Raw genomic sequence first — 24,203 nt, forward strand, 5'->3', positions numbered from 1 at the left:
TATCCTCTTTACTTATTTTTTTCTGTGCTAGAAATAGTTATATTAAAACTTTTAGCGTCAAAATTTAGGTTCGTTTTGATTTTGTTGTTTTTTGATTCGATAGAAAATTTAGATTTATCTTTTTCTTCATAGGATAAATGCTCCATTTTCGTATAACTTTTATCATCCATACCCATAAATATAGTATTTTTGCTTTCTTTATCAGTGGTTTCAAAGTTTTTATTTTCTGTCATAGGCATCCAAACCACACTCTCTATATTTGAGTGTTCTTGGAATATGTTAAGTCTAACAGGGGTTTTATTTTTCAGTGGCATAAATCCATAACTGTTACTAAAAGAAAACGGTACAGAAATTTTGCGTTGTTTTTCTTTTGTCCCAGGACTTAGGTTTTCAGGTATAGACACTAGATAATATAAGCTTGTTACCGTTAATGGAGACATTGTATTCATACCAAAACTTTTCACTAAAGAATCATTGACTTTACTTTCCTTAATTTCATCTTTACTTTCTACGCCTAAAAAATAATCTAATTTCTTATCGTCATCAGTACCAAAAATTTCGCCATAACTTTTTATTGTTGGATTTTCCTTTTTAAATACTGGATAGTATCTGGAGATATCTTTTTTATTTTGTGCTTCTATGTTTATAGAAAAGTCGCCTTTTAGCTGAAAGTAATCTTTATGAAGATTATTATCATCTTTACCTAAACTCTTATTATGATTTTCGATATAAACATTTTTATTTTTTACCTGCAAATTAACATATTTAAGATGTGTTATCGTAATAAAGAAATTAGGGTACTGATATTCATCTATAACTTTGTTTTCATCTTTATTGCCATCTTTTAAGCTTATGATGTTCATGGGTAAAAAGTTAATTTCCGCTAGGTGAGACTTGAAATAAAGCTCGTACGACTTCCCATTTTTTGAATCCAGCTCAATGTTTTTCTCATATTTTTTGACAAATGCATCAAAATCTTTTCCATTTCCATACTGGTAACTTTCTTGAGCTTTTATTGGAGAATCTTTTGTTTTTTCTAATTTTAACTCTTTCGAATTTGTAGACTGTTTATTTTTATCCCAAAAAGAATTATTGATAGTGTAACAAGCTAGATTGCTAGAATTTTTATTAAAATAGATATTATCGATATAAAATCTATCTATTTTGTAAGCATCTTTATTATCAAAATCTTGTTTAAACTCATCTAGGCTTTTAACTTTGTATTCTTCGTTGTCTTCATTGTTATAAACATAATACGGCTGTAAATGATAATATTGGAAAGTGTTCATCATATATTTATAAAATGACCATTGACAACTTTTTTCACAATTTACTGCTAACCATGGCCTGCTTTCTTTTATTTCAGATGGCAGTTGGCCTTCAAGTTTTAGTTCAAAAATCTTAGAAAAATCTTTTAATGTATCTTTAAAAATTTGCTGATAGCTTCTTTGGAAAAAAATTTTTTGTATATAATGGTTATTAAAAAAAGCTTTGATAGAATCTGTGAATTTTACAGAGATTTCTAAATAACTTGAATTTGCTTCGAATTTTTCAACTAGTTGACAGTGACCACGTTCTGAGGTGTCAGTATAACCTATTATTTGCCATTGGAATTTTTCATCTATTTCGTATTTATTATCTTTTATTATTTCCTGATAATATTTAAGCTTGATAGCAAAAAAATCTTCCTCTATAAGCTTATCCCATAAAGGTTCTTTACTTCTGTTATATGGTAACTGGAACGTTATTTCACCACGAAAACCATACATGTCAAAACAGATATCAAAAGATTTTATATCTGAGGCAATTATCTTTTTCTCGCTATCATTATCTATAGATCTATCATCTTGTAGACTGAATATAGAGGCTTCTAAATATTTAGGTATTGCTGTACTCATATATGCCTTTAAAAGTTAAAAATCATCATTATTAAAATCATCATCATGCTGGCTCATACCACGATTGTAGCGGTGTTCAGCATTATCTAACCTATCGTGTTCATCCTCTGGATAACTACTAGCGATATTTTCTTTCATCATAATATTTATATACTGTTCGAAGTCTAATTTAGAGAAACTTATTCTATCTACCTCATATAAATTATCTAATAAACTCCAAAGGTAATGGTTTTGTAGAGTAGATGTTTCTACAATTTTTTCAAAACCTTTTAATTTGGAATTTAAATAAGAATTAAAAAAGTTAGGGAAGTATACCAAAGGGTCAAAACTTTCTATTTTAGACTGTATTTTTTTCTGTAATATAGCAGCAGGAAGGAAATTATCGTTAATAATGAAATTATCAAATTGTTTGATTTCATTTAAAAGCTTATTCCATTCGTAGCTACCTTGAAGTTCATTTTTAACGTCCGAGTTTGTCAAATCTACTAATTGATCAGTAGTTAAAGTTGATTTGACTTGAACATTGCATTGTTGATTTTGGTTATTAGAGATGTCTATATCATTAAGATCATCATTTAGTTGTTTTGTTTTTATTTCCTGCCATTTTTGCATAAACTTATTCAATAAGGCAAAATGTTCTTGCTCATCTAACTCTAATTTACTAGTCTGATCAATAAATACTTTTATTGCGGCTATTATGGACGCTTTATCTTCGGGTAAAAAAGTTTCTTTAGATTTTAGAAAATCTGCATGCATGCACAACATGTTATATAGCCATTTTGTAGCAGACTTACAATATCTTGGTTTTATTTTTTTTTGGTTGATGAGCTCTGTTAAAAATAAATAAATTTGGTACAGCTCTTCTAAGATTAAACTGTATTCATTAACATCTTGACTATTAAACCACATACAAAAAACTAGATAACAAATTATTTTTGCATCTATACAGCCTTTATTTATGATATTTATACATATATCTTGCGCAGCTAAATAGTCTTCTTCACTAATACAAATATATGCCTGTTCAAACTCATCTGGTAGAGCAATATAGGCTACTTCTTCAGCCTCACTGGCTTTTGATAATAAGTTTAAAATATTTATATTTAATTCTTTTCTAATCATACGCTATATATACCCTATCAAAAGTATTATTTTTTTCTTGAAAGCTTTTTATGCATATTAACTTGTCATGGAGTATTGCATTCCACCTATCTCCATAAGGCTTTATAAGTAAAGTTTTCTTTGCTTCAGGGAATATTTTTTGTGAAATGTTGTCTTCAACACTATCTACTTCAACACCGTTTATAGAGTTTATAACAATATCTCTAATTTCAGAAGGCGCGAAAACTTTCATTAGAGAGAGGTCTAAGGAATCTAGATTTTGGCTACTTTCAATGACTATATATTTATTATTAGATTCAAAGAAGTTAGCTGGTAAAATTTTACTTCTATATATACCTTCTCTATATTCAAGAGGACAAATTTTATGCTCTATTAGATTAAGTTTCCTTATTTGAAATTGTAATTCTTTAAGAGCTTCAAGTGTATTATAAATATCTAAACCGTTTGGAATAAACAAATTAGGGTTTTGCCCTTTAAGGATAAATGCTATCGAAGATAACCCTTGAATATGTTTTATTATATCTTTAAATAAAATAGGGGGTTGATCTTCTATGTTAATACTAGACTTAAGCCAATTATCTATCTCTGAAAGCTTTAGATATAAATGAGCATAGCGCCAAAAATTATTAGTTTTGGAAACCTCTATATTAATAAAAGAATTAATTTCATTAATACAAACGCTCATACGGGTTAATATCTCTTTACTGTACATGTATGGTAAAGCTATAAGCCTAGGGAAAAAACCTTGTTTTACTTCCCACTTATGTGTATCTTCAGCAAACTCTAGGTCCATTATTTTAAACGAAAATTTAGCCTCGTTATCAAATGATTCTGAAAAATAGATGCTTAAATATTCTAATTTAATATTGGTACCATTAACTTTTACATTTTCAATAATTTTTTCTTTGCTAATGTTTAAATGTAGTGATACGTGATTATTGTTACTTTTCTTTATTAGATTATATTTTTCTACTCTAGCGTTATGTCCTAGTACTACCGGCTTAAACTCAGGAAGTACTAGGATAAGGCTTTTTAAATCAACGATATTATAAATGAATTGTTCCATATCTAAAGCTATATCAAACAACCCATCATTATAATTAAGAAGTTTTAAAGAAATGTCAGTGTTTAAACCTAAAACTCCATCTTGTTGACAAGAGAAGTGTTCAGGTGATAAATACTGACCTATTTGCCAGTGTATTAATGACATGTTATTTACCTGCTTACTGTTGGATCACCCATTTCTATAACTTGAACAGAGTTTTCTTCATTCGTTGCTGGGATACTAAGCTGAGTCACACCTTTTATACGTCCATAATTGATACGAAGTATTTGTAGTCCAGGATGTGATGCACTCTCAACATAGTAGTCATCAGCTGATACTATTATTTCAAAGTCAGTTTTCACATCAAATACGCTCGCCCATACAGTTCCATTATTGTTTTCAAGCGTTATTTGCTCTTTATTCAATTTTCCTGATTTTATAGTGATAGTTAGGGAGTCTGAACTACCTTGCTTTTTTTCAATCTTAGTTTTTGATGATAAACATATGTTTAAATCATAAACTTCACCTGGATTGCGTCTTGCTCTAAGCCCTAATATAGCACCAGCAATAGCTTTTGTTGAGCCATCATCTTTTTCTCTATTATATATACCTGCTATATCTTCTATAGTTACTTTTAAGCTGCCAGATTTTACTTCAAGTCCTCCCTTTTCAATCAATAGTAAAGGGGATTCATTTTTAATAAACATCTCGCTTTCTGCACACCCAAAATAGCTGTTTATATCTAAACCTGATCTATCGTATTTTACACATTCTGTAGGTTTCATTTTTGTTCCTCTAAGTTTTGTTTGATTTAATTATTATTTTTTACGAATCTAAACGCGTATCTATTTTCATTGTTACTTCCATACCTTCAAATTTGATATGTGGTAAAACTTCAATATGACACTTGTAGTGACCCGCCATCCCCCTATTCCTTTCTACTCCTACATCTACTTTTTTAAATGGATAGTAGGATTTAGTTAAAGAATTAGGATTTGGTGCTGTGGTTACATACTGATTTAACCATGACGTTATACTATTTTTAACCACGGTTTCATCAGCTTCTGACCCTATAACATCCCTTGTCATACATTTAACATAGTGTGCTATTTTTGACATAGAGAATGTATAAGGTAACTTGGTTACCATTTGGCTATTTTCTGAATCATTATCATTTTCAAACTCCTCTGCCAACTTAAGTGATTGAGCACTAAAAAAGCAAGCATTAGCAGTCTTTTTCTCATAAACCAAAGGTATAAATCCTGCTTTAGCTAAACCATACTCTTTATGATCTGGAATCAAATAATTAGTAGGTAAAACATAAGCATTAGCATCATGACTGTTATAATTATATATAGGTAGACCTTCTACTAATCCACCACTAGTAGGCCCACAAATAGATTGGCACCACCCAGTTACTGTAAATGATCTATATAAGTTCTTAGCGAATAAAACAGCTGCATTACCCCATAGACAACTTTCATAAGGTTTAGAAATATCTACACTTTCTTTAAAGTTAGAGATGACTCCTTTACCCACTGGGTTTGTATCCGGGTGGTATGGGGCTCTTAGCATAAAATTAGGCAGTGTCAGGCCAATGTAACCTGCTGACTTAGTCTTTCTAAAAGCGTTCCATCTGCCAAAGCGTGGATGAGCCATCATACTATCTATATCTTTTATTTCAGAAAGAGAGTTATAATCTTCACCACCAAAGAAATTAGGGGAGATTGCAGCTATAAAAGGAGCATGGGAAGCCTCAGCTATTTTACCCATGGTCATAAGCCATTCAATATCCTCTTGAGTCTTATCAAATTCATAAAGTCCTATTATAGAACCAAAAGGCTCTCCACCATATTGGTCATACTCGTGAACATATGTTTTTTGGAAAAGATCGCTACTTAATATATCAGCTGCGTTCATTTCAAAATCTTCAGCTAATTCTTCTTTATCCACATCTAGAATAGCTAATTTAGTTTTATTATTATCTATAGAACTTGCTAATTCATAAATACTGCGCCAACTTTCTTCCAACTTTCTGAAAGTATCATCTTGTAAGACTTCCTGGACTTGGGAGCATATAACATTATCTATTTTATCCATTAAATCTTGAGCAGATACCTTATTTATAGAGTCTTTTGAATTAGATAGCAAAAAAGCTAATGCCGATAGCATTCTGCCTTCATAATTTGTTGGTTCAATAGTATCAATGCTTCCGTAATTGACTATTTCGAAATTTTCTTTAGGCTCCAAGTTTGCCGCCTGTAAAATATCACTACAAGATGCCAGTTTCTCTTTTATTTCACTCATATAATATTTACACCTCTTTGTTTTCTGGAGAACTTTCTATACGATAGCCACTATTATCGTCTAGCTTTAACTGTTTTATTAAGCTTTCTAGGGATTCTGGGCTAGCTGATAAATTATTCACTAGATTTCTAAATTTTCTGTTGTTATCAATTAGGGAAATATATTCTTTTAGAAGTTCTTTTACTTTCAGTAATTTTGAAAGTTCAGGTATGTTTTGAGCTATACTGTTTGGGTTAAAAGACTTCATAGACTTTAGAGGGATCTTTACATTTAGTACACCACTAGCAGGTTCAACATGGTTTTCAACATTAATATCAAGTTGTATACCCATTTCTTGCATAACAGAATCTAGATTATTACTTTCTATTTCATATACTTTACGATTTGCTAGTTCTAGAGATTTCTCTTTTGAAGAGCCTTGAGAAAAATCCCCAATAACTAATTGCTTAAGTGGCAATTCTTTAGCCTTCTTTGTACCACTAACTTCCATATCATAAGTGATATTGACACGAGATTTAGGTATAGTTTCATTAACTGACATGATTTATATTATACTCCTTTTGTTTCTTAAATTTATATGTGCATTAATACTAACTTTATGATTATATAATAATATACTTTTTTATATTTTTGTTCAAGTGTATTTTAATATTAAGTATAATTTTTTATATTTTAAATAAAAAGATTTTATGATTAATTATTTGTTTAAATGTTGAGTGATGGAATTAGTTGGAAAGGGTTGTTGATTTAAAGTAGGAGACATTTAAGGCTGGCTTTTTATGACAAGATTTAAATAATAAAGATAGGGTAACCATAAGGAATTATTACTACACAAAAATCCTACTATTACAAAAATTTGTATAATTAAGCTAACTTTATATAAAACTAATACACTTTGTCACCTTGGTTTCATTTGACCGATCTCAATAAAATTAATGCTTATCGTAAAATCAACCATGTTATTAACTTTTTAGGGGATGTGTATTTTTAACCTTAGAGCTCTAAATTTAGCTTGCAGCAGCTCTTGGTAAGTAAGTTTTAGATCAGAGTCTGGAATAACGAGCATTTTTCTACATTAATTACTCGGATTAACTATATTTTACCAGTACAGTGAACAAATATAGGAATGAAATGAGGACATTAACCATATTAAACAATATGGTAAAAAAAACAGGTTACAATGAGTTCAAAAAATTAAATTAGCTATAGACCTAACATCTTCTAGCTTGCATGAAGAGATTAATTTTTAGATTATACTACCAAACATATAAGTAGAAGTGAGTTCTATAATTTAGTAACTAAAAGCTTTTCTAGTAGCGATTTTAGCTCTTTTAATAGCTAAGCGCTTAGCTATTTTTCTTTTTTCTGTTGGTTTGGTGTAGTGTTGCCTGTCTCGTAGCTCTTGCTTTATACCCGCTTTTTCACAAGCACGTTTAAAGTTTCTTAGACTTATATCAAATGGCTTACGTTCATCTACTCTAATACTAGGCATTATAGCACCTCAATATTTATAGCTTCAGGACCCTTCCTACCTTCTTGTGTTTCAAAAGCAACTTGTTGACCCTCAGAAAGAGTTGAGCCATTTAGTTTAGTAATATGTACAAAAACGTCTTTACTTCCGTTGTCAGGAGTTATAAATCCAAAACCTTTTTGTTCATTAAAAAATTTAACTGTACCTTGTAATTTATTGTTCATTTTATTCTCTTTAATTTTTATTGGTTTATTATATCCAGATATTAAATCTGACTAGTTGTATGGACGAAGTAATGATAATTTCAGGTTCAAACAAAAACTAAAATTACACATAAAAATCAAATCAATGAAGTTTCTTTTATCCTTACAAAGATGATAATATTATAAAATTGCTATAAAAGATAGTAAGAATAGTATTTTTTCTTTGTATATAAATGTTTTTTTGCGTATCACACACGTCACATTGTTATTTAAAAAAACAATCTCTTGTTAAATTTACTACCTATAAAGAATTTCTTATATTTGTATACTCTTACTTTAGTAGGATAGCGGCTATAAGTATGGAGATGATAAATTTTGTAACTAATATACGGTCGGATTAACTATAATTTAGTATTCGTTAGATTGCTGACCGCGGTTTAAAATAGTAACTCACCTTACGCAAAAGATTGTAAATTTTAAAAAGATATTTAGAATACTGATCATAGAAAAAAATTGTATTATCTAAGAGATGGACAAGGATTTACTAGACATATACACAGATTATCTTATAAGCCAAACTAAGTATGCTACGGCTACAAAATTATCAGATATATTAGATCAAGAAGTATCCCATGACAAAATAACAAGGTTTTTAAGTAAGTCAGATTTAACAAGCTTAGAATTTTGGAAATATATAAAGCCTTTAGTTAGAAAACATAATAGCGAATACGATGTTCTTTGTTTGGATGATACAATTAGTGAAAAGCCAAGTACAGATGAGAATGATATAGTCTGTTGGCATCACTCTCATGCTAAAGGTGTTCATGTAAAGGGTATTAATATAGTCTCATGTATGCTTAGTACATCAAATTTATCTATTCCAATAGACTATGAAATAGTGAAAAAGGATGAGCGATATTATGATGAAAAAGATAAGCGGTATAAAAGAAGATCTAAAGTTACTAAAAACCAAATATTTCAAAACATGATAAACCGAGCAGTTATTAATCATGTTAAGTTTAAATATATTTTGGCAGATAGCTGGTTTTGCTCTAAAGATAATATGAATTTCATACATCACACATTATCGAAGAAATTCATACTTGGTATGAAGTCAAATAGAGTTGTTGCCTTGAGTGATTACGCTAGAAAGAGTAAGGATTTTATTAAACTCTCTGAACTTGATATTGCTGATGGAGAATCTTTAAAGATATGGCTTAAAGATATGAATTTCCCTGTACTTTTAACAAAAAAGATTTTCATAAACGAGAACGGTACAAAAGGAATTTTATATCTTGTAACAAATGATTTAGAAATAGATTCTAATCAGTTATATCATGACTATCAAAAAAGATGGCAAATAGAGGTTTATCATAAATCAATTAAGCAAAATACTTCTTTATCAGCCTCACCAACTAAAGTTGAGAAAACTCAAAGAAATCATATTTTTTGCTCATTAGTAGCTTTTTGTAAACTAGAAATGCTCAAGATAAAAACTTCACTAAACCACTTTGCCCTGAAATATAAGCTCTTGGTTAGATCTAACGCTATTGCTCTTAAGCAGTTATATGAAATTAGAAATTCATGACCAAATTGCGTAAGGTGAGATAGTAATTGATAGAGGAAGGAAAATGAATATTTTATTGGCAACATTTAAGGAAAGGAAAATATGTGTTATAGAGGGGTATATTTTTTATCTGTCAAGTGGTAAAAATTCTGCTAAAGCTGGGTTCACTAATACTTGGGTTCCGATAAGAGGTTTAGAGGAATCAGGAATTGGTTCGTTTGTCAAACCATATATTCCTAGACGAAGTTCTTCTAATAGTGAAATAATTAAATTAGTGATGGGTGATGATTTTTTTGGTTACTATGAGAATAAAATAGGACCTGAGTATGAAGATTTTCCTGATGAGTTGCTAAAAGAACAGTTTTGTAGGCTAGGAAATATAAAAACAGCTTGTATTTCACTTAAAATTGGAGGAGGTTTTTGGAACTATAAGGGTTTCTCAGAGTGTTCCCCAAGTACAGCTGAGATTATAAGAGCATACTTACAGACCTCAAAATACTATGATTTAAATGATTCAGGCTATAATTTTGTTGATACTGGTAAGGTATTTAAATTACATAAAGAAGCTCTTGATTGGCTTATAGTTGAGCAGAATGCAATATTCTATGGTAATAAGTTTCCTTCGTCCGAAGAGATTTTAGAGAGTGAAAAAAAACAAAAGAAAGGATTTATAAATACGCGACGAGGTAACTTTTATAACCAGGATGATTATAACGATGAATGCCTAACTCCAACATTTCCGGGGCTAAATGAGCAGTGGTATAAAGAACAGCAAACACGGACAAAAGCAGTTACAAAAATTCAATCTATATATAGAGGGCAGGCTACTAGAAGCGCGATGCAAATGGAAAAAACGCGTATTTCTAAAGGGGGAATAGCTATAGAAAAATCTGACGATAAATTTTATTCAAATAAGCAAAAAGGAGGAATAACTATAGGTAGAGGAGAAGATGTTAAATTCCTTCCAAATAAGCAAAAAGGGGGAGTAACTGTAGGTAGAGAACATAATGCTAAATTTCATCCTATTTGTGTTTATTGTAAAGGAGCTGGTTTTATTGGACAAAATACTAAATGCACTTGCTGTAATGGGTCTGGCTATATATAGTGTTAACTTAAGGATTCTAAAGCTCTGTAAAAGTATTACAGGATATATTATAATGTAGCTAATTTATTTTCAGATAAAAATTGTATGTTAATCTATCTTTTAAAATGGCTTAGTCAGTATTTCTCGGCTTTTGACGTATTTAGTAGTTATGTTTCTATGAGAATACTTATGATTACTATTACATCGTTACTTATAACTTTATTACTCGGCTCTCCCATGATACGTTGGCTTCAAAAAATGCAAATTGGCCAAGTAGTTCGTGATGAAGGTCCAAAAAGTCATTTTTCTAAAAAAAATACCCCTACAATGGGCGGTGTCTTAATCTTATCATCTATAGTTATATCGTCACTACTATGGGGTGATCTAAGTAGTATCTATCTTTGGATTTTAATTTTTGTAGTTTTATTTTTTGGAGCTATTGGTTTTTTCGATGATTATTTGAAACTTGTGCTTAAGCATCCAAAAGGACTGCGAGCAAAACATAAATTTGCTTTACAATCTGTTTTCTCTATTATCCTAGCGATTGTTTTATTTGTTCTATTAGAAAAAAACGGCCAAATGAATTTGTCTATACCGTTTTCTAAAGATTTATACATTCCTATGGGAATAGTGCTTTTTACCGTATTAACTTTTTTTATTATAAACGGTAGTAGTAATGCTGTTAACCTAACAGATGGTTTAGATGGGTTGGCAATTTTGCCAGTTGTGCTTGTTGCTGCTGGGTTAGGAATATACGCATATATTGAAACTAATTATAACTTATCAAGCTATTTGTTATTTAACTACCTTGGTAAACAAGGTTTGGCAGAAGTGGCTGTATTTTGCGCGGCTATTTGTGGTTCTGGTTTGGCCTTTTTATGGTTTAATTCTCATCCGGCGGAAGTGTTTATGGGAGATGTTGGTTCACTCACGCTAGGAGCTGTACTTGGTGTAATAGCTATTATGATCCGTCAAGAGTTAATATTCTTTATCATGGGATTATTATTTGTAGTAGAGGCTATTTCTGTAATCCTTCAAGTAGGATCATATAAGCTGAGAAATGGCAAAAGAATTTTTAAAATGGCTCCAATCCACCACCATTTTGAACTAAAAGGCTGGCCAGAAACAAAAGTAGTAGTGCGCTTTTGGATAATTTCAGTGGTATTATTTCTAATAGGCTTGATCGCTATTAAGGTTAGATAGTGTCTGACTTTTATTTTAATGGATATAAAATCAATAAAATTTTACTAGTGGGGTTTGGTACTACTGGAAAAGCTATATATGATTTTTTGCAACAGTTTAATAATTTAAAGATAGATATTTCCCATAACGATCAAGAGTTTCTAGATTATGACTTGGACACTTATGATCTAATAGCATTAAGCCCTGGTATTCCAACGAATAAATACCCATATAACCAACTTAAAGACTATAAGGCTAAATTAACTAACGATATAGATATCTTCTATAAACAAATACAACATACAGATGTAAAAACTATAGCAATTACTGGATCTAATGGTAAAAGTACAATAGTAACACTACTTAACTATGCCTTAAACCAATTAGGTCATAAAAGCATTCTTACTGGTAATATTGGTATATCGCCACTTTCTAAGCTAGCAGATGAGTTTGATTTTTGTGTAATAGAATTATCAAGTTTTCAAATTGATTTATTACAAGAAGCAAATTTTGCAATAGGGTGCGTGATTAATATTTCCCCAGATCATCTAGATAGATACAAAGATTTAGCCGAATACACTCAATCGAAGCTAAATTTAGCGAATTTTAGCAAAGATTTCATTATATATGATGTTGAGGGTAAAGGCTTAAAGTATACTGGAAAGTATACTTTAGTAGATAATAGTATCTACAACGGCTCTTCAAAGTTATTGGATACAACACAAACAAAATTGTATGGTCTACACAATTTAGAAAATATAGTAGTGGCACTCAACATCCTAGAAAAACTAAATGTAGATACCAATAAAGCTATTGAGATAATAAAAACTTTTAATGGTCTTGATCACCGCTGTAAATTTGTCGATAAGGTTAATCATGTTAGCTATATTAATGACTCTAAGGGAACAAATGTTGGTGCTACAATAGCAGCACTAAAGAGTATTACAGTTAGTAAAAATATTATTCTTCTATTGGGTGGCATCGCTAAGGGAGGTGATTTTACCTTGATGGAAGAGGTTTTACAAAAATTTGTGAAATTTGTAGTTATATACGGTAGGGATAAAGATTATATTAAACAGCAAATTAGTAACTACTGTGAGTATCAGCTTTGTGATAACATGAAAGATGCCTTTGTTCTAGCACATCAAAAGTCTCAAAATGGTGATATAGTATTGTTATCTCCAGCATGTGCTAGTTTTGATGAATTTAGTGGTTATGCTGAACGTGGCAAAGTATTTGAAAAATTAGTTCTACAATTGAAACAGTAATTAGGAAATTAACTTAATGCTCTATAGATTAAAGCTTTTATTAACAAAACAGAACGCAAAGAGAGAAAGAGTCAGAGCAAAACTTGAGATAGATATTTCCTTAGTTTTTATAATGCTAGGGTTACTTGCATTTGGTTGGATTATGGTAACTTCTGCATCAATGGTTGTTGCATTAGATGATTATAACAATCCTTTTTTCTATTCCATCCGACAAGGTTTCTTTGCTATTGTGTCGATATTTTTATTTTTATTAGCTTTACTAGTTCCTACAAAAAATTATGAGAAAAATTTTAACGCTTTCTTTTTTATAATGCTTATAGTGCTAGTAGCTGTATTAGTGCCTGGAGTTGGTAAAAGCGTTAATGGAGCAAGACGCTGGATTCCTTTGGTAATTATTAATATTCAAGTTGCAGAATTAGCTAAACTTTTAGCAATAATATTTTTCTCTGGGTATGTTGCTACAAACCTTGAGAAAATGAGAAATTTTAAAGAAGGTATCTTAGTACCTATAACTCTATTAGGTTGTATAGCGATGCTCTTACTCATGCAACCTGATTTTGGTTCAACAGTGGTTATATCAATTTGTGTTTTGGGGATGCTTTTTGTTGCTGGTAGTAAAGTACGATGGTATGGCTTACTTTTAGTGGCTATGGTAACTATGGCTGCTATGTTAGTGATTATCTCACCTTATCGTATGCATAGAATCACAGGTTTTTTAGATCCTTGGGAAAATGCCAACGGCTCAGGTTATCAGTTAGTTCAAGCACTTATTGGATTTGGTAGAGGAAGTTGGTTTGGTGATGGGCTAGGAAATGGTGTACAAAAGCAGTTTTTTTTACCAGAAGCTCATACGGACTTTATTACATCAGTTATAGCTGAAGAGATAGGCATAGTTGGTCTAATGATATTATTGGTGGTGTATTTGTTTATAGTTTTAAAAGCTATTAATATTGCTAAATTAGCATTTGAATTAAAAAGATATTATCAAGCATTTTTAGCATATGGCGTAGGCTTTTGGATGGGTTTTCAGGTATTTGTAAATGTAGGAGTTAATACAGGAATATTGCCCACAAAAGGCTTAACGTTACCGTTTATAAGTTACGGTGGTAGTAGTTTGTTGATTATGTGTTACACAATAGGTATTTTGCTTAGAATTGACTTTGAAAACAAGCTTTTAGCAGATACTATAAACCCAAAGTATGTTTATAAAAAAAAGTAAAGTTTAGTTCTTATTAGTTTGAGTATATATGATATTGTTTATTAAAATACTTACGGCAATCTGAACTATTAAGCAATAAAAGTGGGAAATCAGAAGCAGGGTGCCTTGAGATTTGATTATGATAATTAACGTCCGTGCATCCTAATATTTTTAATTTTGGAATAAGATTTGTTATTTCATGATCGATAACACCACTTTCTATATTATATTTACAATGTGAAATATTTAGTGACTTTAAACGTTTTAGGTTTGTAGCTATAACGTTGAGCTTTTGGTCGTTAATGTAACAGCTTGAAAGATCTAGAGCTCTTAAATTTTTAAGTTAGTAACGATATCTTCTACTGCTTTGTCTCTAATATTATAACCTGAAAGTGAAAGGTTGAGTGATTTGAGATTTGTCGTTAGTGACAATATAATCAACTCTGCTTATTGCTGTCACTTTTACGTTAATCTCAAGTTAGTTGTTTTAACGATAAATTCAATAAAATTTATAAAACATATATTAAGTTTTTTTAAAATAAAGTGTGGAATAAATTTTTAAATTTAATATACTATAACAACTTAACTTGAGAATAAATTTTTTTATTTTAAAATATAAGAATAATTTGTTGTAAAAATAAATGTGTTAATTACAATAATGATGGCTGTGTTATGAATAAAAAATTAATAGGAGCGATGGCTATTACGCTGGCATTAGCTTCACTGTTAAATAGCTGCACACAGGAGGAGCACAGTGAGCAGCAGATATTAACAAATTGTCAAGGTATAATTTGCAGTATAGAATTAGATAATGTTGACCTGCTTAGATATACAAATGTAGTAGGCAAATCTGTGGATAAGGTACTAAAGCAAGAGGCTGTATCTGAGCCAGGATATAACATAACTTGGGTTATGTCAGATGGTCAGTTTGCTACAGACCAACAGTTAAGTGATAATGATTTAGCAACATGTAATAGTGATTGTACATATGACTCTAATCCGACCAGCTGGATATTTAATTCAGTAGGCTCACATCAGATTGGTGTTTCTGGGACGCTAACAAACCCAGATGGTTCTATTGAAAAAATTGATTTAGTAAAAACAGTAAATATTAATTATGGTAAAGCTAAAATAGAATCTGAGGTTATAGGGAGCTCTGTATTAGACTATAAATTTACAGCTAATATAACAGATACAGGTATACCAGATGATGCAACCTTTACTTGGAAAGTAGATGGTACTGAAATCGGTACAGGCCAAGAGATAGATTATCTTTTTCCAAACATAAATACAACCTATAATGTAACTTTGGAGGTTTCTGTAGATGGAGAAGTAGTAACGACATCTACAAAAAATATAACTACAGGGACAGTTGTAGCACTACGATTAAGTAGTTCTCGATTTGGATTTTTAGATTATTCCTTATCGGTAGATTTAGCAGGTACTGGGATAACTGATGCTTGGACACTACAGTGGAGTTCAAATCCATCATCGGCAACATTTTCTGCACCTACATCAGCTTATACAAATGTAACATTTGATAATTATAATACAACTTATACTGTAACATTGACAGCTACACCACCAGGTGGTTCCGGAGCTGTAACAGCTGCTACTCCCATCAATACAGGAGACGCTTTCGTACCAACAATGACTATGGTAGGCGGTAATTATTCTCAGATAGCATCAAGTGGAGTCGGTGAGGTTACAGGTATTACTTGGGTAAATACTGGAAGTGCAATTACTTTTAGATGTCCAAGTGGTTATGGGATTTTAGCTTCAGTCCTTTCTCCAACTCCGGGTAATAAGGTAGAGGATAGTTATCCTGGTCGGGACGCGGCATTTTTTCTAAGGCAAGATGGTGGAGTATATGTTGATGATTTTTACGATATGGACTGGTTAGGATACACCAATAGCTATAGTGAGAGTGGAACGTCAACTCCTATAACTGGTGTTACATGTAACGAAGTGTTTGAAACTTAAAATACAGCCTAGAATTTAAGGAATAGGAATAGTGACATTTTACGATATTCTACTTACAATTTTTAGTGTTAAATAATTTAAACATTTTTTAGTTCCCTATAAGTACAATACTATCTCTCTAAATCGAATAACACAATAAAGCCAAAGGACTAAAATCTATAGCTTCCTTAAAAGGATTATTAACTTTTTTGAGGTGTTTTTTGAGCATTTTGTAGTGAATTTTATTTATCTTTTCTAGAGGTTTATATTTGCTATCTAGTTTAACTGGTTTGTAATTACTTAACCATTGTAGAGCAATTTGGTCAAATTCAGTTTTAGATATGTTAGGTATTATCCTTTCATCAAAAATTATATGATTATAAAAATGTTTAGGTATACAAAAAATATGTCTGATTATTTCATTATTAGCATTTGATTGTTTTACATCATCAATGTTTACATCATTAAAATTATTTAAAAAAAGGGCTTTAAGAGTTTCTATACCTAAGAAATTGTTGTAAATATGAAAATAAAAGTCTCTCTCAGTTTTGCTACTATTTTCTATTGAATAGCTGATATCTGCTGTCAGGTGTTTATATAATATCTTTTTATCAAAGATTTCAGCTAATTTTTTTAGTTGTGGTGAGGATATGGTTCTATCATCTTTTAAGCTATTTATTTCCTTTAGCCACCAGTTCATTTTTTCATTAGCAACTTCAATATTATTATACAGCTCTGTACAAGCTATAATTTGCGATTTTATTTGATCTAATAAGTAGAGTATTTCTTTTTTACCATCATTAAGTTTACGGTAAGCAAAGTATACAACACTTCCGTAGTTTGGTAATTTATCAATTGGATAGTGAAAATAGTTATATTGCATTTTATACCTTTTCAAAAGCTACTATGTAATTAACATCGGCGTTTTTACCCAGTTTAAAAGAATCAGTAATAGGGTTATAGTGAATACCAATTATTTCTAAAGGTTTAAAACCATATTTTTCGGCTACTTTTATTAGCTCATAGGGCTTTATAAACTTGTTGTACTGATGAGTGCCTTTGGGCACTATTTTTAAAATGTGTTCAGCTGCTACTATCGATAATAGATAGGATTTAAGGTTTCTATTCAACGTTGAGGCAAAAAATAAACTTCCTTGTTTAGCAAGTTTGGATATCGAGGTTATCACGCTCTCAGGATCTGGAACATGCTCTAACATTTCCATACATGTAATAACGTCAAACTGATCCTCTGTAACTGCAGCAAACTCTTCTATAGTTGAGTTTATATAGTTTATGTCCAGATTATTACTTTTAGCATGCCCTTTGGCCACACTTATGGCTTCACCTGAGGCATCAAGACCATAAACTTTATTGTTTTTTGTGACAAGTGACTCTGTAAGAATTCCACCACCACAGCCTATATCAAAAACTTTTTTATTATCAAAAGTAGTATGTTGTTTTATAAATTCTAAACGTAAAGGATTAATTTGGTGTAAGGTCTTTAGCTCACCATTTGGATCCCACCAACCGTTTGCTAAGCGTGAAAATTTATCCACTTCATTGTTATCTAAGTTATTCATGGCCACTAAAGCTATAGATTTTTTTAAAATACTTGAACCAATGATATCAAAGATCAGCTATTAAGAAAATTTTTATTAGAGTTTTGGGACTTAATTTACTATAATTGGTAGGTTGTGTTTTTACTAACTATAAAAAGAGATAAGCTTAATGAAGTTGATAAATTTTATATTATTACTTTCAGCAGTTGGAATAACAGTCAGTGGTTGTTCTAATATGAAAACTACAAAGGATAAGCGAGACCCTTTTGAAAACTATAACAGAGGCATGTATTCTTTTAATGATAAAGCTTATGACGCTCTCACTCCAGTTGCGAAAGGCTATGATTATGTGATGCCAGATTCTGTACAAACAGGAATTTTTAATATGTTTCAGAACCTGCTTGAACCTGCAAGAGTAGTCAATGATATGTTTCAGGGGCAGTTAAGCTATGCTGGTGATGATAGTATTAGGTTTTTAACAAATACAACTTTTGGGGTTTTAGGTTTCTTTGATGTAGCAGATGATTGGTTTGGTAAGCAGATGAGATACCATCAAAGTTTTGCTGTAACTTTACATAAGTGGGGTGTCTATGATGAGAATGAAGCATCTCCTTATGTTGTTTGGCCACTTTTAGGTCCAGGCACTTTAGAGGATGTAGCAAATGGTGTGGATGCTTTGTTTAATCCTCTTACGTATGTATTTTTCTTCGCGCCAATTGGTACAGCAGCATCGTATATAGTAACCTGGGGTATATATGGAACCTACCAAATTAACCAAGGAGTGGCTTACTTACCAGCATACTCTAATTTAAAAGAAGTTTCGATAGATCCATATATAGCTATGCGTAATGCGTATTTACAAAACTATGACTATGGTATGGCAAAGATTCTTAAACAAGAACTAAAAGCAGATAGTGATGCTCTAGAGACAGATAAGGCTGTACTTGGTGTTTTAGGTTACGAAGGTGACAATGTAGCGTCACAAATGGCATCAAGTGGGAATGTGTCTACGAATAAATCTGTAGAACCGCCTATGATGCTTAAGAGTAAGTTAGATAAAATAAATGAAGCTTCTCAGGTGGATGAAGCTTTTGATCAGAGCTACTCTAATGATAGCAAAGTTATTGACTTGGCTAACTTAGATGGTGACACTAAAGCAAATGATATTGATGAGTCTAAAGATATAGGCATCCAGCTTCGTAATGCAAAAGCTAAGTTACCTGGTAATGCTGATGATCCCCAAACCCTAATCCAAACAATAAAAGAGCAAGACTAAGACAGTTGTCCTCTGGTGTATCCACCGGGCACTGTTTCAACAAGAGATTTCATTTCTAGTTCAAATAGTATCTCACTAATTTTATGGTAAGGTAAACAAGTATTATTAATGATTTGGTCAATAGTGGTTAGACTGGTATTGATACTATTAAGAACTGCTTTTTGCTCATCACTAATTTCTATAGTATCGAAAGTATTAATAATTCTAGGGCTATTATTGATATTTAGTTCTTCTAGGATGTCAGAAGCATTACTAACTAATTTTGCACCTTTTTTTATTAGTTCATTACAACCACTACTTGAGGTATTAAAAATGCTTCCAGGAACTGCAAATACTTCTTTATTTTGCTCAAGTGCTAGCTCAGCAGTAATTAAAGAGCCACTTTTTTGTGCTGCTTCAACTACTAAAACACCTTTAGACAAAGCGCTAATTATTCTATTTCTTTGCGGAAAATTGTGTCTAAGAGGCTCTACTCCAAGGCTAAATTCAGAAATAATAAGACCTTGGTTAGATAGGATATTTTGGTGTAAGGTGGTATTAGATTTAGGATAAATAACATCAATACCTGTGCCTATAACTGCTATGGTTTTAAGATTATTCTCCAAAGCGTACTGGTGCGCCAAAGTGTCAATACCATAAGCTAAGCCACTGGTTATAGTTATGTTGTGATAAGCTAGTTCACTAATGATTTTCTGTGTAACATTTTTTCCATAACTAGTGTGATTACGAGCCCCGACAATAGCTAGTTGGTAAGTATCAAGTAAATCAACATTACCCAAACAATATAATATTATAGGCGGATTAGAAATTTGCTTTAGTTCAAAAGGATATTTTTTATCAAAATACGTTACCAGAGAGTTGCTTGATTTGCTTAGCCACTTATTAACTTTGTCCAAATATGGTAAATATTTTTTCTCTACTAAGTAATCTAAAGTTTCTTTATGGAGAGATAATTGTTTTTGATAGTGTGATGGGCTATTTACCAAATCCTCCAAATCAATACCGTTACTAATAGCAGCATTAAAGCGACTATTACCAAAGTAAGGAGATATAGTTAGTATTAGGCAATTTTTTGTTGTAGTTTTCATTACAAAATTGTAGTAGCCATAGAGTTTTTTGTGATCTCTTGGAGAGAATTGACTATCAAAACAAGGGCATAATGGTCTGATTGACGATATACAAAGCCATGACCAATGTACTTTGGAGGAACTGGATAGCCATCAGCTCTTGATTCTGGTTCATAAAGTATCATTTCAGCACCAAGTTTTAGACCATCAGTGGCTCCTTTGTTGATTAAGATACTATTGTAGCTAAACGAGAATGTACCTGTATTCATAATATCTTGCATTACATTAGCAGTTATTTTACTGTCCATTTTAAAGCTTTCTGCTGGTAGTGGATTGGAAAAAACGATGTCGTTTGGAATTACGTAGTCACCTACAGAAGCTTCCTGTTTAAGATCGCTGATAGTAAGAGCAGTTATACCTTTGTAGGTATAGTTGTATTGAGCTGACCCTATTTTATACACTTTTTTATCAGGGTTATACGCGTTTATAGGTTTTGGTTCAGAGATGATACTAAAGTTTTTATTGTCCTCTCTAGCAGGATACTGTTTATCTACAAAGATTTTGAAATTAATACCCAAAACAGGTCTTTTCTCACGACTGTCATATATCTTAGCCATTTCATCTACTTGATTATCGTTAAGTAGATAAATGTTTGAGAAAAATTTTGTATAATTGCTAATTTTAACGTGTTTGATGCGATCATTAATATTGTCAATTTGATCTATAAGTTTACTCTTGAGGGTTATTTCTACCCTTTGATTGATCCCTCTATTATCATTAGAATCATTAGGAGCTATAGGGTCTTGGTATCCTAAAGCTTGGATTTCGATACCGTCAGGCTTTATACCCTTGTTTATTAGGTATTCTCTAACGCTAGAAGCTCTATCTTTAGAAAGGCGAAGATCGTGTTTTGTCAATAGATCATTATGTTTTATTAGTTTAGAGTCTATTTTTCCAGCGTACCCTTTGATTACAAAGTTAGTATCACCAGTTAGTTTTAGGTACGCATATAATTTATTAAGAGTTTCTTTGGCTTGGTCGTTTAAAGTAAAGCTATCTGCACTAAATTTAATATTTGTCTCTATGAAGTCAGGTCCTTTTACTCTTTTTAGACATATGAAGGATTGTTGAGATTGAAGTAAATCTGGAGTACATGAGTCAAGAGTGGGATAAGTTGTAGGTTTTTGATCTTTATCCATAGAAGCGCAGCTTATTAGGAGTGTTGATAGAAGTGCTACAGATAAAGTGTATACATGCTTTTTCATACTGATAAAACTTAAAATTATTTCTTAACTAATAATTTTACTATAAACGTTCGCCTTAAAATAGTCTTTATAAAAATTGTTGAATAAAACAGTGAAAGCTTGGTGTGTACTATATGACATCCCATCGTCAACTATGTTACTGACAGTGTGAAGTAAGAATGACAAATAGACGGTTATACTTGCGAGGGCAGGTATTGTAAGTTTAAACTTTTGCCATAATATATCACTTAAATATTAGAGTTAAAGTTCTTAATTATATTTTTTTCACTTATAAAAGCTTTAAGTGCTATTGGGTTAGAGAGAAATTTAAACCTGTATCTAGTAGAATTTGAGCTATAAATAGTGATATCTCCATAATCTAAAAGTTTACCAAAAAGGCTTTGAGACAGTTTAACACTTTCAATCTGATTAAACCTTAAATTCAAAAATTTAGCATGTAGAAAACCAACCCTTCCTATAATTCTCTCATTAGTTATAGCAAGCTCAGTAGATGTTTTGATAATATAAGGGTATAAAATGTAGCAAAGAGCTATAAAATACATTATTCCAGCAGTTTTTGGTTCTGCTGTACCTGCAAAAATGAAAAATAAAGCCATGATAGCTGGGATAAGGAAAAGCCAATTGCTAACTTCGGCGCTATATTCTAAAATTTCATGCTTTTCTAAATGCTGTTTTGTGTATTTATTCATTACCTTTCCCCTTTTTTATAATTACTGTGTTTTAAGAAAATTAAAGGTGTGTAATATAAGATAATATTAAGAATAGAGAAAGAAGTCACTGTTGTCAAACTATGTGACACCAGTATTTTGTACTATAACTAGCAGTTTCTATAACACGTATTTTGAAGCTTGGTGGTTTCTATTAGCATAAACTTTAATTTCTATATCAATAAGATGACTAACTTACGTAAATATGGTATCTTGTTCAAAAAGGTTTTAATGTGGTTTTTGTAATGAAAGTAACTACAGATAGTTTTGTTAAAATGCATTTTAAATTTAGACTAAAAGATGGCTCTATAGCTGAAGATACAGAAAATTATAACCGTGCTTTTGTTTTTCAAATGGGGCAAGGATGTTTTACTGAAAAAGTTGAAAAAGAGCTTATAGGAGCAGAAGTAGGTACTAGTAAAAGGGTGGTTTTAATGCCAGAAGAAGCATTCGGTGAGAAGCATCCAGCGAGTATTTACTCAGTTCCAAAAATTAGGTTTCCTAAAAGTATAGAGTTAGAAGAGGGGCTTATAGTCTCTTTTAGTCAAAAAGATGGTACAAAGTTGCCAGGTCTGATAACTGAAATTGGTGATGATGATGTGACGGTTGATTTTAACCATCCATTATCTGGTCAGATAATAGTATTTGAGGCAAAAATACTTAGTATTGCAAAAAATGAGGAAGATCTAAATGAAGATACTGTTGGCTAACCCACGTGGTTTTTGTGCGGGTGTAAGTAGAGCAGTAGAAACCGTAGAGAAAGTTTTAGAAGTAGAAAAATCACCAGTATACGTACGACATGAGGTAGTGCATAATAAAGTTGTCGTAGACTCACTTAAGAAAAAAGGAGTCATTTTCGTTAAAGAGATAGATGAAGTTCCTGATAATTCAGTGTGTATATTTAGTGCTCATGGTGTCTCGCTTAAGGTTGAGCAAGCTGCAGCGACAAAAAACCTAATATTGTATGATGCAACTTGCCCACTTGTTACAAAGGTTCATAGAGGAGTTAGACTAGCTAGCAATAATGATGCTGAATGTATACTAGTTGGTCACAAGGGACATCCAGAGGTTCAAGGAACTATGGGACAATATCGTAGCAAAAAAGGAGCGATATACTTGGTTGAGAATGAGAGCGACGTTACCAAGCTAGAGGTTAAAGACCCGAATAACTTATATTATGCTACACAAACAACTTTATCTGTAGATGAAACAAAAAATATTATAGAAGCTTTAAACAAAAAATTCCCGAACATCAAAGGTCCTAAAAAAGAGGATATTTGCTATGCTACTCAAAATAGACAAGCAGCAATTAAAGCAATGTTAGGACATATAGATATACTTGTTGTAGTTGGCTCTCATAATAGTTCAAACTCAAACAGATTACGAGAGCTTGCTAAATTAGAGGGTGTTGATTCCTATTTGGTTGATAATCCTTTAGATATAGATAGATCATGGTTTGATAACAAAAACACTTGTGGAGTCAGTGCTGGAGCGTCAGCACCAGAGTATTTGGTACAGGAAATAGTAGCTAAAATATCAGATATTTGTGATAAAGATGTTGATGTTGAAGACTTTGAGGGCATAAAAGAGGAAGTTTATTTTCCATTGCCTAGATTACTAAAGCAAAAATTTACTAAGGTATAGATAATGCAAAGATCTATCAGGGGTGCTACAACTATAAATAAAGATACAAAAGAAGATGTACTGGCTGCTACTAAAGAGTTGCTTGAAAAAATGCTTGAAGATAACGTTGTAGCACATAAAGATATAGTAAATATTATATTTACAGTAACATCTGATATAAGTTCAGAATTTCCTGCTGTAGCTGCAAGAGAGTTAGGCTTAGTAGATGTACCGTTATTAGATTGTCAACAAATGAAAGTTAAAGATGCTTTAGATCTTTGTATCAGGATAATGTTGACTTATAATACTAACAAAGATCAAAAAGAAATTAGCCACATATATTTACATGGTGCTAAAATCTTAAGACCAGATTTGACGAAGAAATAAGAGGTTATACTT

General features: G+C 31.5%; 23 protein-coding genes. 10 read left to right on the forward strand and 13 right to left on the reverse strand.

All coding sequences use genetic code 11. The features are described 5' to 3' along the window. Nucleotides 1-8: 8 nt before the first annotated feature. The 8 genes from FRA_RS01745 to FRA_RS01780 form a co-directional block, all read right to left on the reverse strand. The gene (locus tag FRA_RS01745; protein ID WP_035721296.1) at nucleotides 9-1,898 is read right to left on the reverse strand and encodes a hypothetical protein; all 1,890 of its coding nucleotides are present in this window, start codon (nucleotides 1,896-1,898) and stop codon (nucleotides 9-11) included. 15 nt (nucleotides 1,899-1,913) lie between these two features. Then, nucleotides 1,914-3,020 carry a type VI secretion system protein IglI family protein gene (locus FRA_RS01750; RefSeq protein ID WP_035721297.1) on the reverse strand — a complete coding sequence of 369 codons (1,107 nt, stop codon included), beginning with the start codon at nucleotides 3,018-3,020 and terminating at the stop codon, nucleotides 1,914-1,916. Then, complete coding sequence (gene tssK, locus FRA_RS01755) at nucleotides 3,013-4,230, reverse strand: type VI secretion system baseplate subunit TssK (RefSeq protein ID WP_035721299.1); 1,218 nt, start codon at nucleotides 4,228-4,230, stop codon at nucleotides 3,013-3,015. Before tssK ends, FRA_RS01750 begins: the two co-directional genes overlap by 8 nt. Before the next feature lie 5 nt (nucleotides 4,231-4,235). Then, entirely contained in the window at nucleotides 4,236-4,850 is a 615-nt protein-coding gene (locus FRA_RS01760; protein WP_035721301.1) for a hypothetical protein, read from the reverse strand. A gap of 40 nt (nucleotides 4,851-4,890) precedes the next feature. Continuing rightward, nucleotides 4,891-6,372, reverse strand: a complete 1,482-nt coding sequence (gene tssC, locus FRA_RS01765) for a type VI secretion system contractile sheath large subunit (RefSeq protein WP_035721303.1) — start codon at nucleotides 6,370-6,372, stop codon at nucleotides 4,891-4,893. Between the two features lie 7 nt (nucleotides 6,373-6,379). Further along, complete coding sequence (gene tssB, locus FRA_RS01770) at nucleotides 6,380-6,913, reverse strand: type VI secretion system contractile sheath small subunit (protein WP_051686801.1); 534 nt, start codon at nucleotides 6,911-6,913, stop codon at nucleotides 6,380-6,382. A 750-nt stretch (nucleotides 6,914-7,663) separates the two neighbouring features. Continuing rightward, on the reverse strand, nucleotides 7,664-7,864 hold the full coding sequence (gene rpsU, locus FRA_RS01775) for a 30S ribosomal protein S21 (RefSeq protein ID WP_035721306.1): 201 nt from the start codon (nucleotides 7,862-7,864) through the stop codon (nucleotides 7,664-7,666). Next, nucleotides 7,864-8,067, reverse strand: a complete 204-nt coding sequence (locus FRA_RS01780) for a cold-shock protein (RefSeq protein WP_035721307.1) — start codon at nucleotides 8,065-8,067, stop codon at nucleotides 7,864-7,866. Before FRA_RS01780 ends, rpsU begins: the two co-directional genes overlap by 1 nt. A gap of 508 nt (nucleotides 8,068-8,575) precedes the next feature. Between FRA_RS01780 and FRA_RS01785 the strand changes: the two genes are divergently transcribed. The 6 genes from FRA_RS01785 (at nucleotide 8,576) to FRA_RS01810 (ending at nucleotide 16,328) form a co-directional block, all read left to right on the forward strand. Next, a complete protein-coding gene (locus tag FRA_RS01785; RefSeq protein ID WP_464110823.1) occupies nucleotides 8,576-9,634 on the forward strand; it encodes an IS701 family transposase in 1,059 nt (352 codons plus the stop codon). Between the two features lie 43 nt (nucleotides 9,635-9,677). Then, nucleotides 9,678-10,718 (forward strand): IQ calmodulin-binding motif-containing protein, encoded by a 1,041-nt coding sequence (locus FRA_RS01790; protein WP_035721310.1) that lies wholly within the window; start codon nucleotides 9,678-9,680, stop codon nucleotides 10,716-10,718. Between the two features lie 84 nt (nucleotides 10,719-10,802). Further along, nucleotides 10,803-11,900, forward strand: coding sequence for a phospho-N-acetylmuramoyl-pentapeptide-transferase (gene mraY, locus FRA_RS01795; protein WP_035721314.1), 1,098 nt, complete (start codon nucleotides 10,803-10,805; stop codon nucleotides 11,898-11,900). Then, a complete protein-coding gene (murD, locus tag FRA_RS01800; protein ID WP_035721317.1) occupies nucleotides 11,900-13,147 on the forward strand; it encodes a UDP-N-acetylmuramoyl-L-alanine--D-glutamate ligase in 1,248 nt (415 codons plus the stop codon). Before mraY ends, murD begins: the two co-directional genes overlap by 1 nt. Nucleotides 13,148-13,163: 16 nt before the next feature. Next, complete coding sequence (ftsW, locus tag FRA_RS01805; protein ID WP_035721319.1) at nucleotides 13,164-14,366, forward strand: putative lipid II flippase FtsW; 1,203 nt, start codon at nucleotides 13,164-13,166, stop codon at nucleotides 14,364-14,366. 651 nt (nucleotides 14,367-15,017) lie between these two features. After that, nucleotides 15,018-16,328 (forward strand): hypothetical protein, encoded by a 1,311-nt coding sequence (locus FRA_RS01810; RefSeq protein WP_035721321.1) that lies wholly within the window; start codon nucleotides 15,018-15,020, stop codon nucleotides 16,326-16,328. 118 nt (nucleotides 16,329-16,446) lie between these two features. Here the strand turns inward: FRA_RS01810 and FRA_RS01815 are convergent, their stop codons facing one another. Next, nucleotides 16,447-17,190 (reverse strand): hypothetical protein, encoded by a 744-nt coding sequence (locus FRA_RS01815; RefSeq protein WP_035721323.1) that lies wholly within the window; start codon nucleotides 17,188-17,190, stop codon nucleotides 16,447-16,449. Nucleotide 17,191: 1 nt separating this feature from the next. Then, nucleotides 17,192-17,887, reverse strand: coding sequence for a bifunctional 2-polyprenyl-6-hydroxyphenol methylase/3-demethylubiquinol 3-O-methyltransferase UbiG (gene ubiG / locus FRA_RS01820; protein WP_035721326.1), 696 nt, complete (start codon nucleotides 17,885-17,887; stop codon nucleotides 17,192-17,194). 148 nt (nucleotides 17,888-18,035) lie between these two features. On the opposite strand from ubiG, the gene FRA_RS01825 reads away from it, so the two are divergent. Next, nucleotides 18,036-19,142: an MlaA family lipoprotein gene (locus FRA_RS01825; RefSeq protein ID WP_035721328.1), complete on the forward strand. Its 1,107-nt coding sequence runs from the start codon at nucleotides 18,036-18,038 to the stop codon at nucleotides 19,140-19,142. Here FRA_RS01825 and dprA read toward each other — a convergent pair. The 3 genes from dprA to FRA_RS01840 all read right to left on the reverse strand — a co-directional run bounded on the left by dprA (nucleotide 19,139) and on the right by FRA_RS01840 (nucleotide 22,163). Beyond that, nucleotides 19,139-20,230, reverse strand: a complete 1,092-nt coding sequence (dprA, locus tag FRA_RS01830; protein ID WP_035721329.1) for a DNA-processing protein DprA — start codon at nucleotides 20,228-20,230, stop codon at nucleotides 19,139-19,141. The genes FRA_RS01825 and dprA overlap by 4 nt on opposite strands. Beyond that, nucleotides 20,230-21,474, reverse strand: a complete 1,245-nt coding sequence (locus tag FRA_RS01835; protein WP_035721332.1) for an OmpA family protein — start codon at nucleotides 21,472-21,474, stop codon at nucleotides 20,230-20,232. Before FRA_RS01835 ends, dprA begins: the two co-directional genes overlap by 1 nt. 227 nt (nucleotides 21,475-21,701) lie before the next feature. After that, nucleotides 21,702-22,163: a PH domain-containing protein gene (locus FRA_RS01840; RefSeq protein WP_035721334.1), complete on the reverse strand. Its 462-nt coding sequence runs from the start codon at nucleotides 22,161-22,163 to the stop codon at nucleotides 21,702-21,704. A 263-nt stretch (nucleotides 22,164-22,426) separates the two neighbouring features. Between FRA_RS01840 and fkpB the strand changes: the two genes are divergently transcribed. From fkpB to aroH, 3 genes are read left to right on the forward strand one after another with little or no spacing between them, the layout of a single operon-like run. Next, the gene (fkpB, locus tag FRA_RS01845; protein ID WP_035721336.1) at nucleotides 22,427-22,891 is read left to right on the forward strand and encodes an FKBP-type peptidyl-prolyl cis-trans isomerase; all 465 of its coding nucleotides are present in this window, start codon (nucleotides 22,427-22,429) and stop codon (nucleotides 22,889-22,891) included. Next, nucleotides 22,872-23,825 (forward strand): 4-hydroxy-3-methylbut-2-enyl diphosphate reductase, encoded by a 954-nt coding sequence (gene ispH, locus FRA_RS01850; RefSeq protein WP_035721340.1) that lies wholly within the window; start codon nucleotides 22,872-22,874, stop codon nucleotides 23,823-23,825. The genes fkpB and ispH overlap by 20 nt, the downstream gene beginning before the upstream one ends. Before the next feature lie 3 nt (nucleotides 23,826-23,828). Beyond that, complete coding sequence (gene aroH, locus FRA_RS01855; protein WP_035721342.1) at nucleotides 23,829-24,191, forward strand: chorismate mutase; 363 nt, start codon at nucleotides 23,829-23,831, stop codon at nucleotides 24,189-24,191. Nucleotides 24,192-24,203: the final 12 nt, after the last annotated feature.

It is taken from the genome of Allofrancisella heilbronnii (genome assembly GCF_000710735.2).
Lineage (GTDB): Bacteria > Pseudomonadota > Gammaproteobacteria > Francisellales > Francisellaceae > Francisella > Francisella frigidaquae.

Bases quoted from the DNA above. Each gene is read 5' to 3' on its own strand.
- fkpB (WP_035721336.1), top strand. From the start codon at position 22,427: ATGAAAGTAACTACAGATAGTTTTGTTAAAATGCATTTTAAATTTAGA.
- tssC (WP_035721303.1), bottom strand. From the start codon at position 6,372: ATGAGTGAAATAAAAGAGAAACTGGCATCTTGTAGTGATATTTTACAG.
- FRA_RS01810 (WP_035721321.1), top strand. From the start codon at position 15,018: ATGAATAAAAAATTAATAGGAGCGATGGCTATTACGCTGGCATTAGCT.
- dprA (WP_035721329.1), bottom strand. From the start codon at position 20,230: ATGAAAACTACAACAAAAAATTGCCTAATACTAACTATATCTCCTTAC.
- FRA_RS01835 (WP_035721332.1), bottom strand. From the start codon at position 21,474: ATGAAAAAGCATGTATACACTTTATCTGTAGCACTTCTATCAACACTC.
- FRA_RS01785 (WP_464110823.1), top strand. From the start codon at position 8,576: ATGGACAAGGATTTACTAGACATATACACAGATTATCTTATAAGCCAA.
- FRA_RS01790 (WP_035721310.1), top strand. From the start codon at position 9,678: ATGAATATTTTATTGGCAACATTTAAGGAAAGGAAAATATGTGTTATA.
- ftsW (WP_035721319.1), top strand. From the start codon at position 13,164: ATGCTCTATAGATTAAAGCTTTTATTAACAAAACAGAACGCAAAGAGA.
- FRA_RS01760 (WP_035721301.1), bottom strand. From the start codon at position 4,850: ATGAAACCTACAGAATGTGTAAAATACGATAGATCAGGTTTAGATATA.
- FRA_RS01750 (WP_035721297.1), bottom strand. From the start codon at position 3,020: ATGATTAGAAAAGAATTAAATATAAATATTTTAAACTTATTATCAAAA.
- FRA_RS01780 (WP_035721307.1), bottom strand. From the start codon at position 8,067: ATGAACAATAAATTACAAGGTACAGTTAAATTTTTTAATGAACAAAAA.
- FRA_RS01745 (WP_035721296.1), bottom strand. From the start codon at position 1,898: ATGAGTACAGCAATACCTAAATATTTAGAAGCCTCTATATTCAGTCTA.
- FRA_RS01840 (WP_035721334.1), bottom strand. From the start codon at position 22,163: ATGAATAAATACACAAAACAGCATTTAGAAAAGCATGAAATTTTAGAA.
- tssK (WP_035721299.1), bottom strand. From the start codon at position 4,230: ATGTCATTAATACACTGGCAAATAGGTCAGTATTTATCACCTGAACAC.
- FRA_RS01825 (WP_035721328.1), top strand. From the start codon at position 18,036: ATGAAGTTGATAAATTTTATATTATTACTTTCAGCAGTTGGAATAACA.
- mraY (WP_035721314.1), top strand. From the start codon at position 10,803: ATGTTAATCTATCTTTTAAAATGGCTTAGTCAGTATTTCTCGGCTTTT.
- aroH (WP_035721342.1), top strand. From the start codon at position 23,829: ATGCAAAGATCTATCAGGGGTGCTACAACTATAAATAAAGATACAAAA.
- ubiG (WP_035721326.1), bottom strand. From the start codon at position 17,887: ATGAATAACTTAGATAACAATGAAGTGGATAAATTTTCACGCTTAGCA.
- ispH (WP_035721340.1), top strand. From the start codon at position 22,872: ATGAAGATACTGTTGGCTAACCCACGTGGTTTTTGTGCGGGTGTAAGT.
- rpsU (WP_035721306.1), bottom strand. From the start codon at position 7,864: ATGCCTAGTATTAGAGTAGATGAACGTAAGCCATTTGATATAAGTCTA.
- tssB (WP_051686801.1), bottom strand. From the start codon at position 6,913: ATGTCAGTTAATGAAACTATACCTAAATCTCGTGTCAATATCACTTAT.
- FRA_RS01815 (WP_035721323.1), bottom strand. From the start codon at position 17,190: ATGCAATATAACTATTTTCACTATCCAATTGATAAATTACCAAACTAC.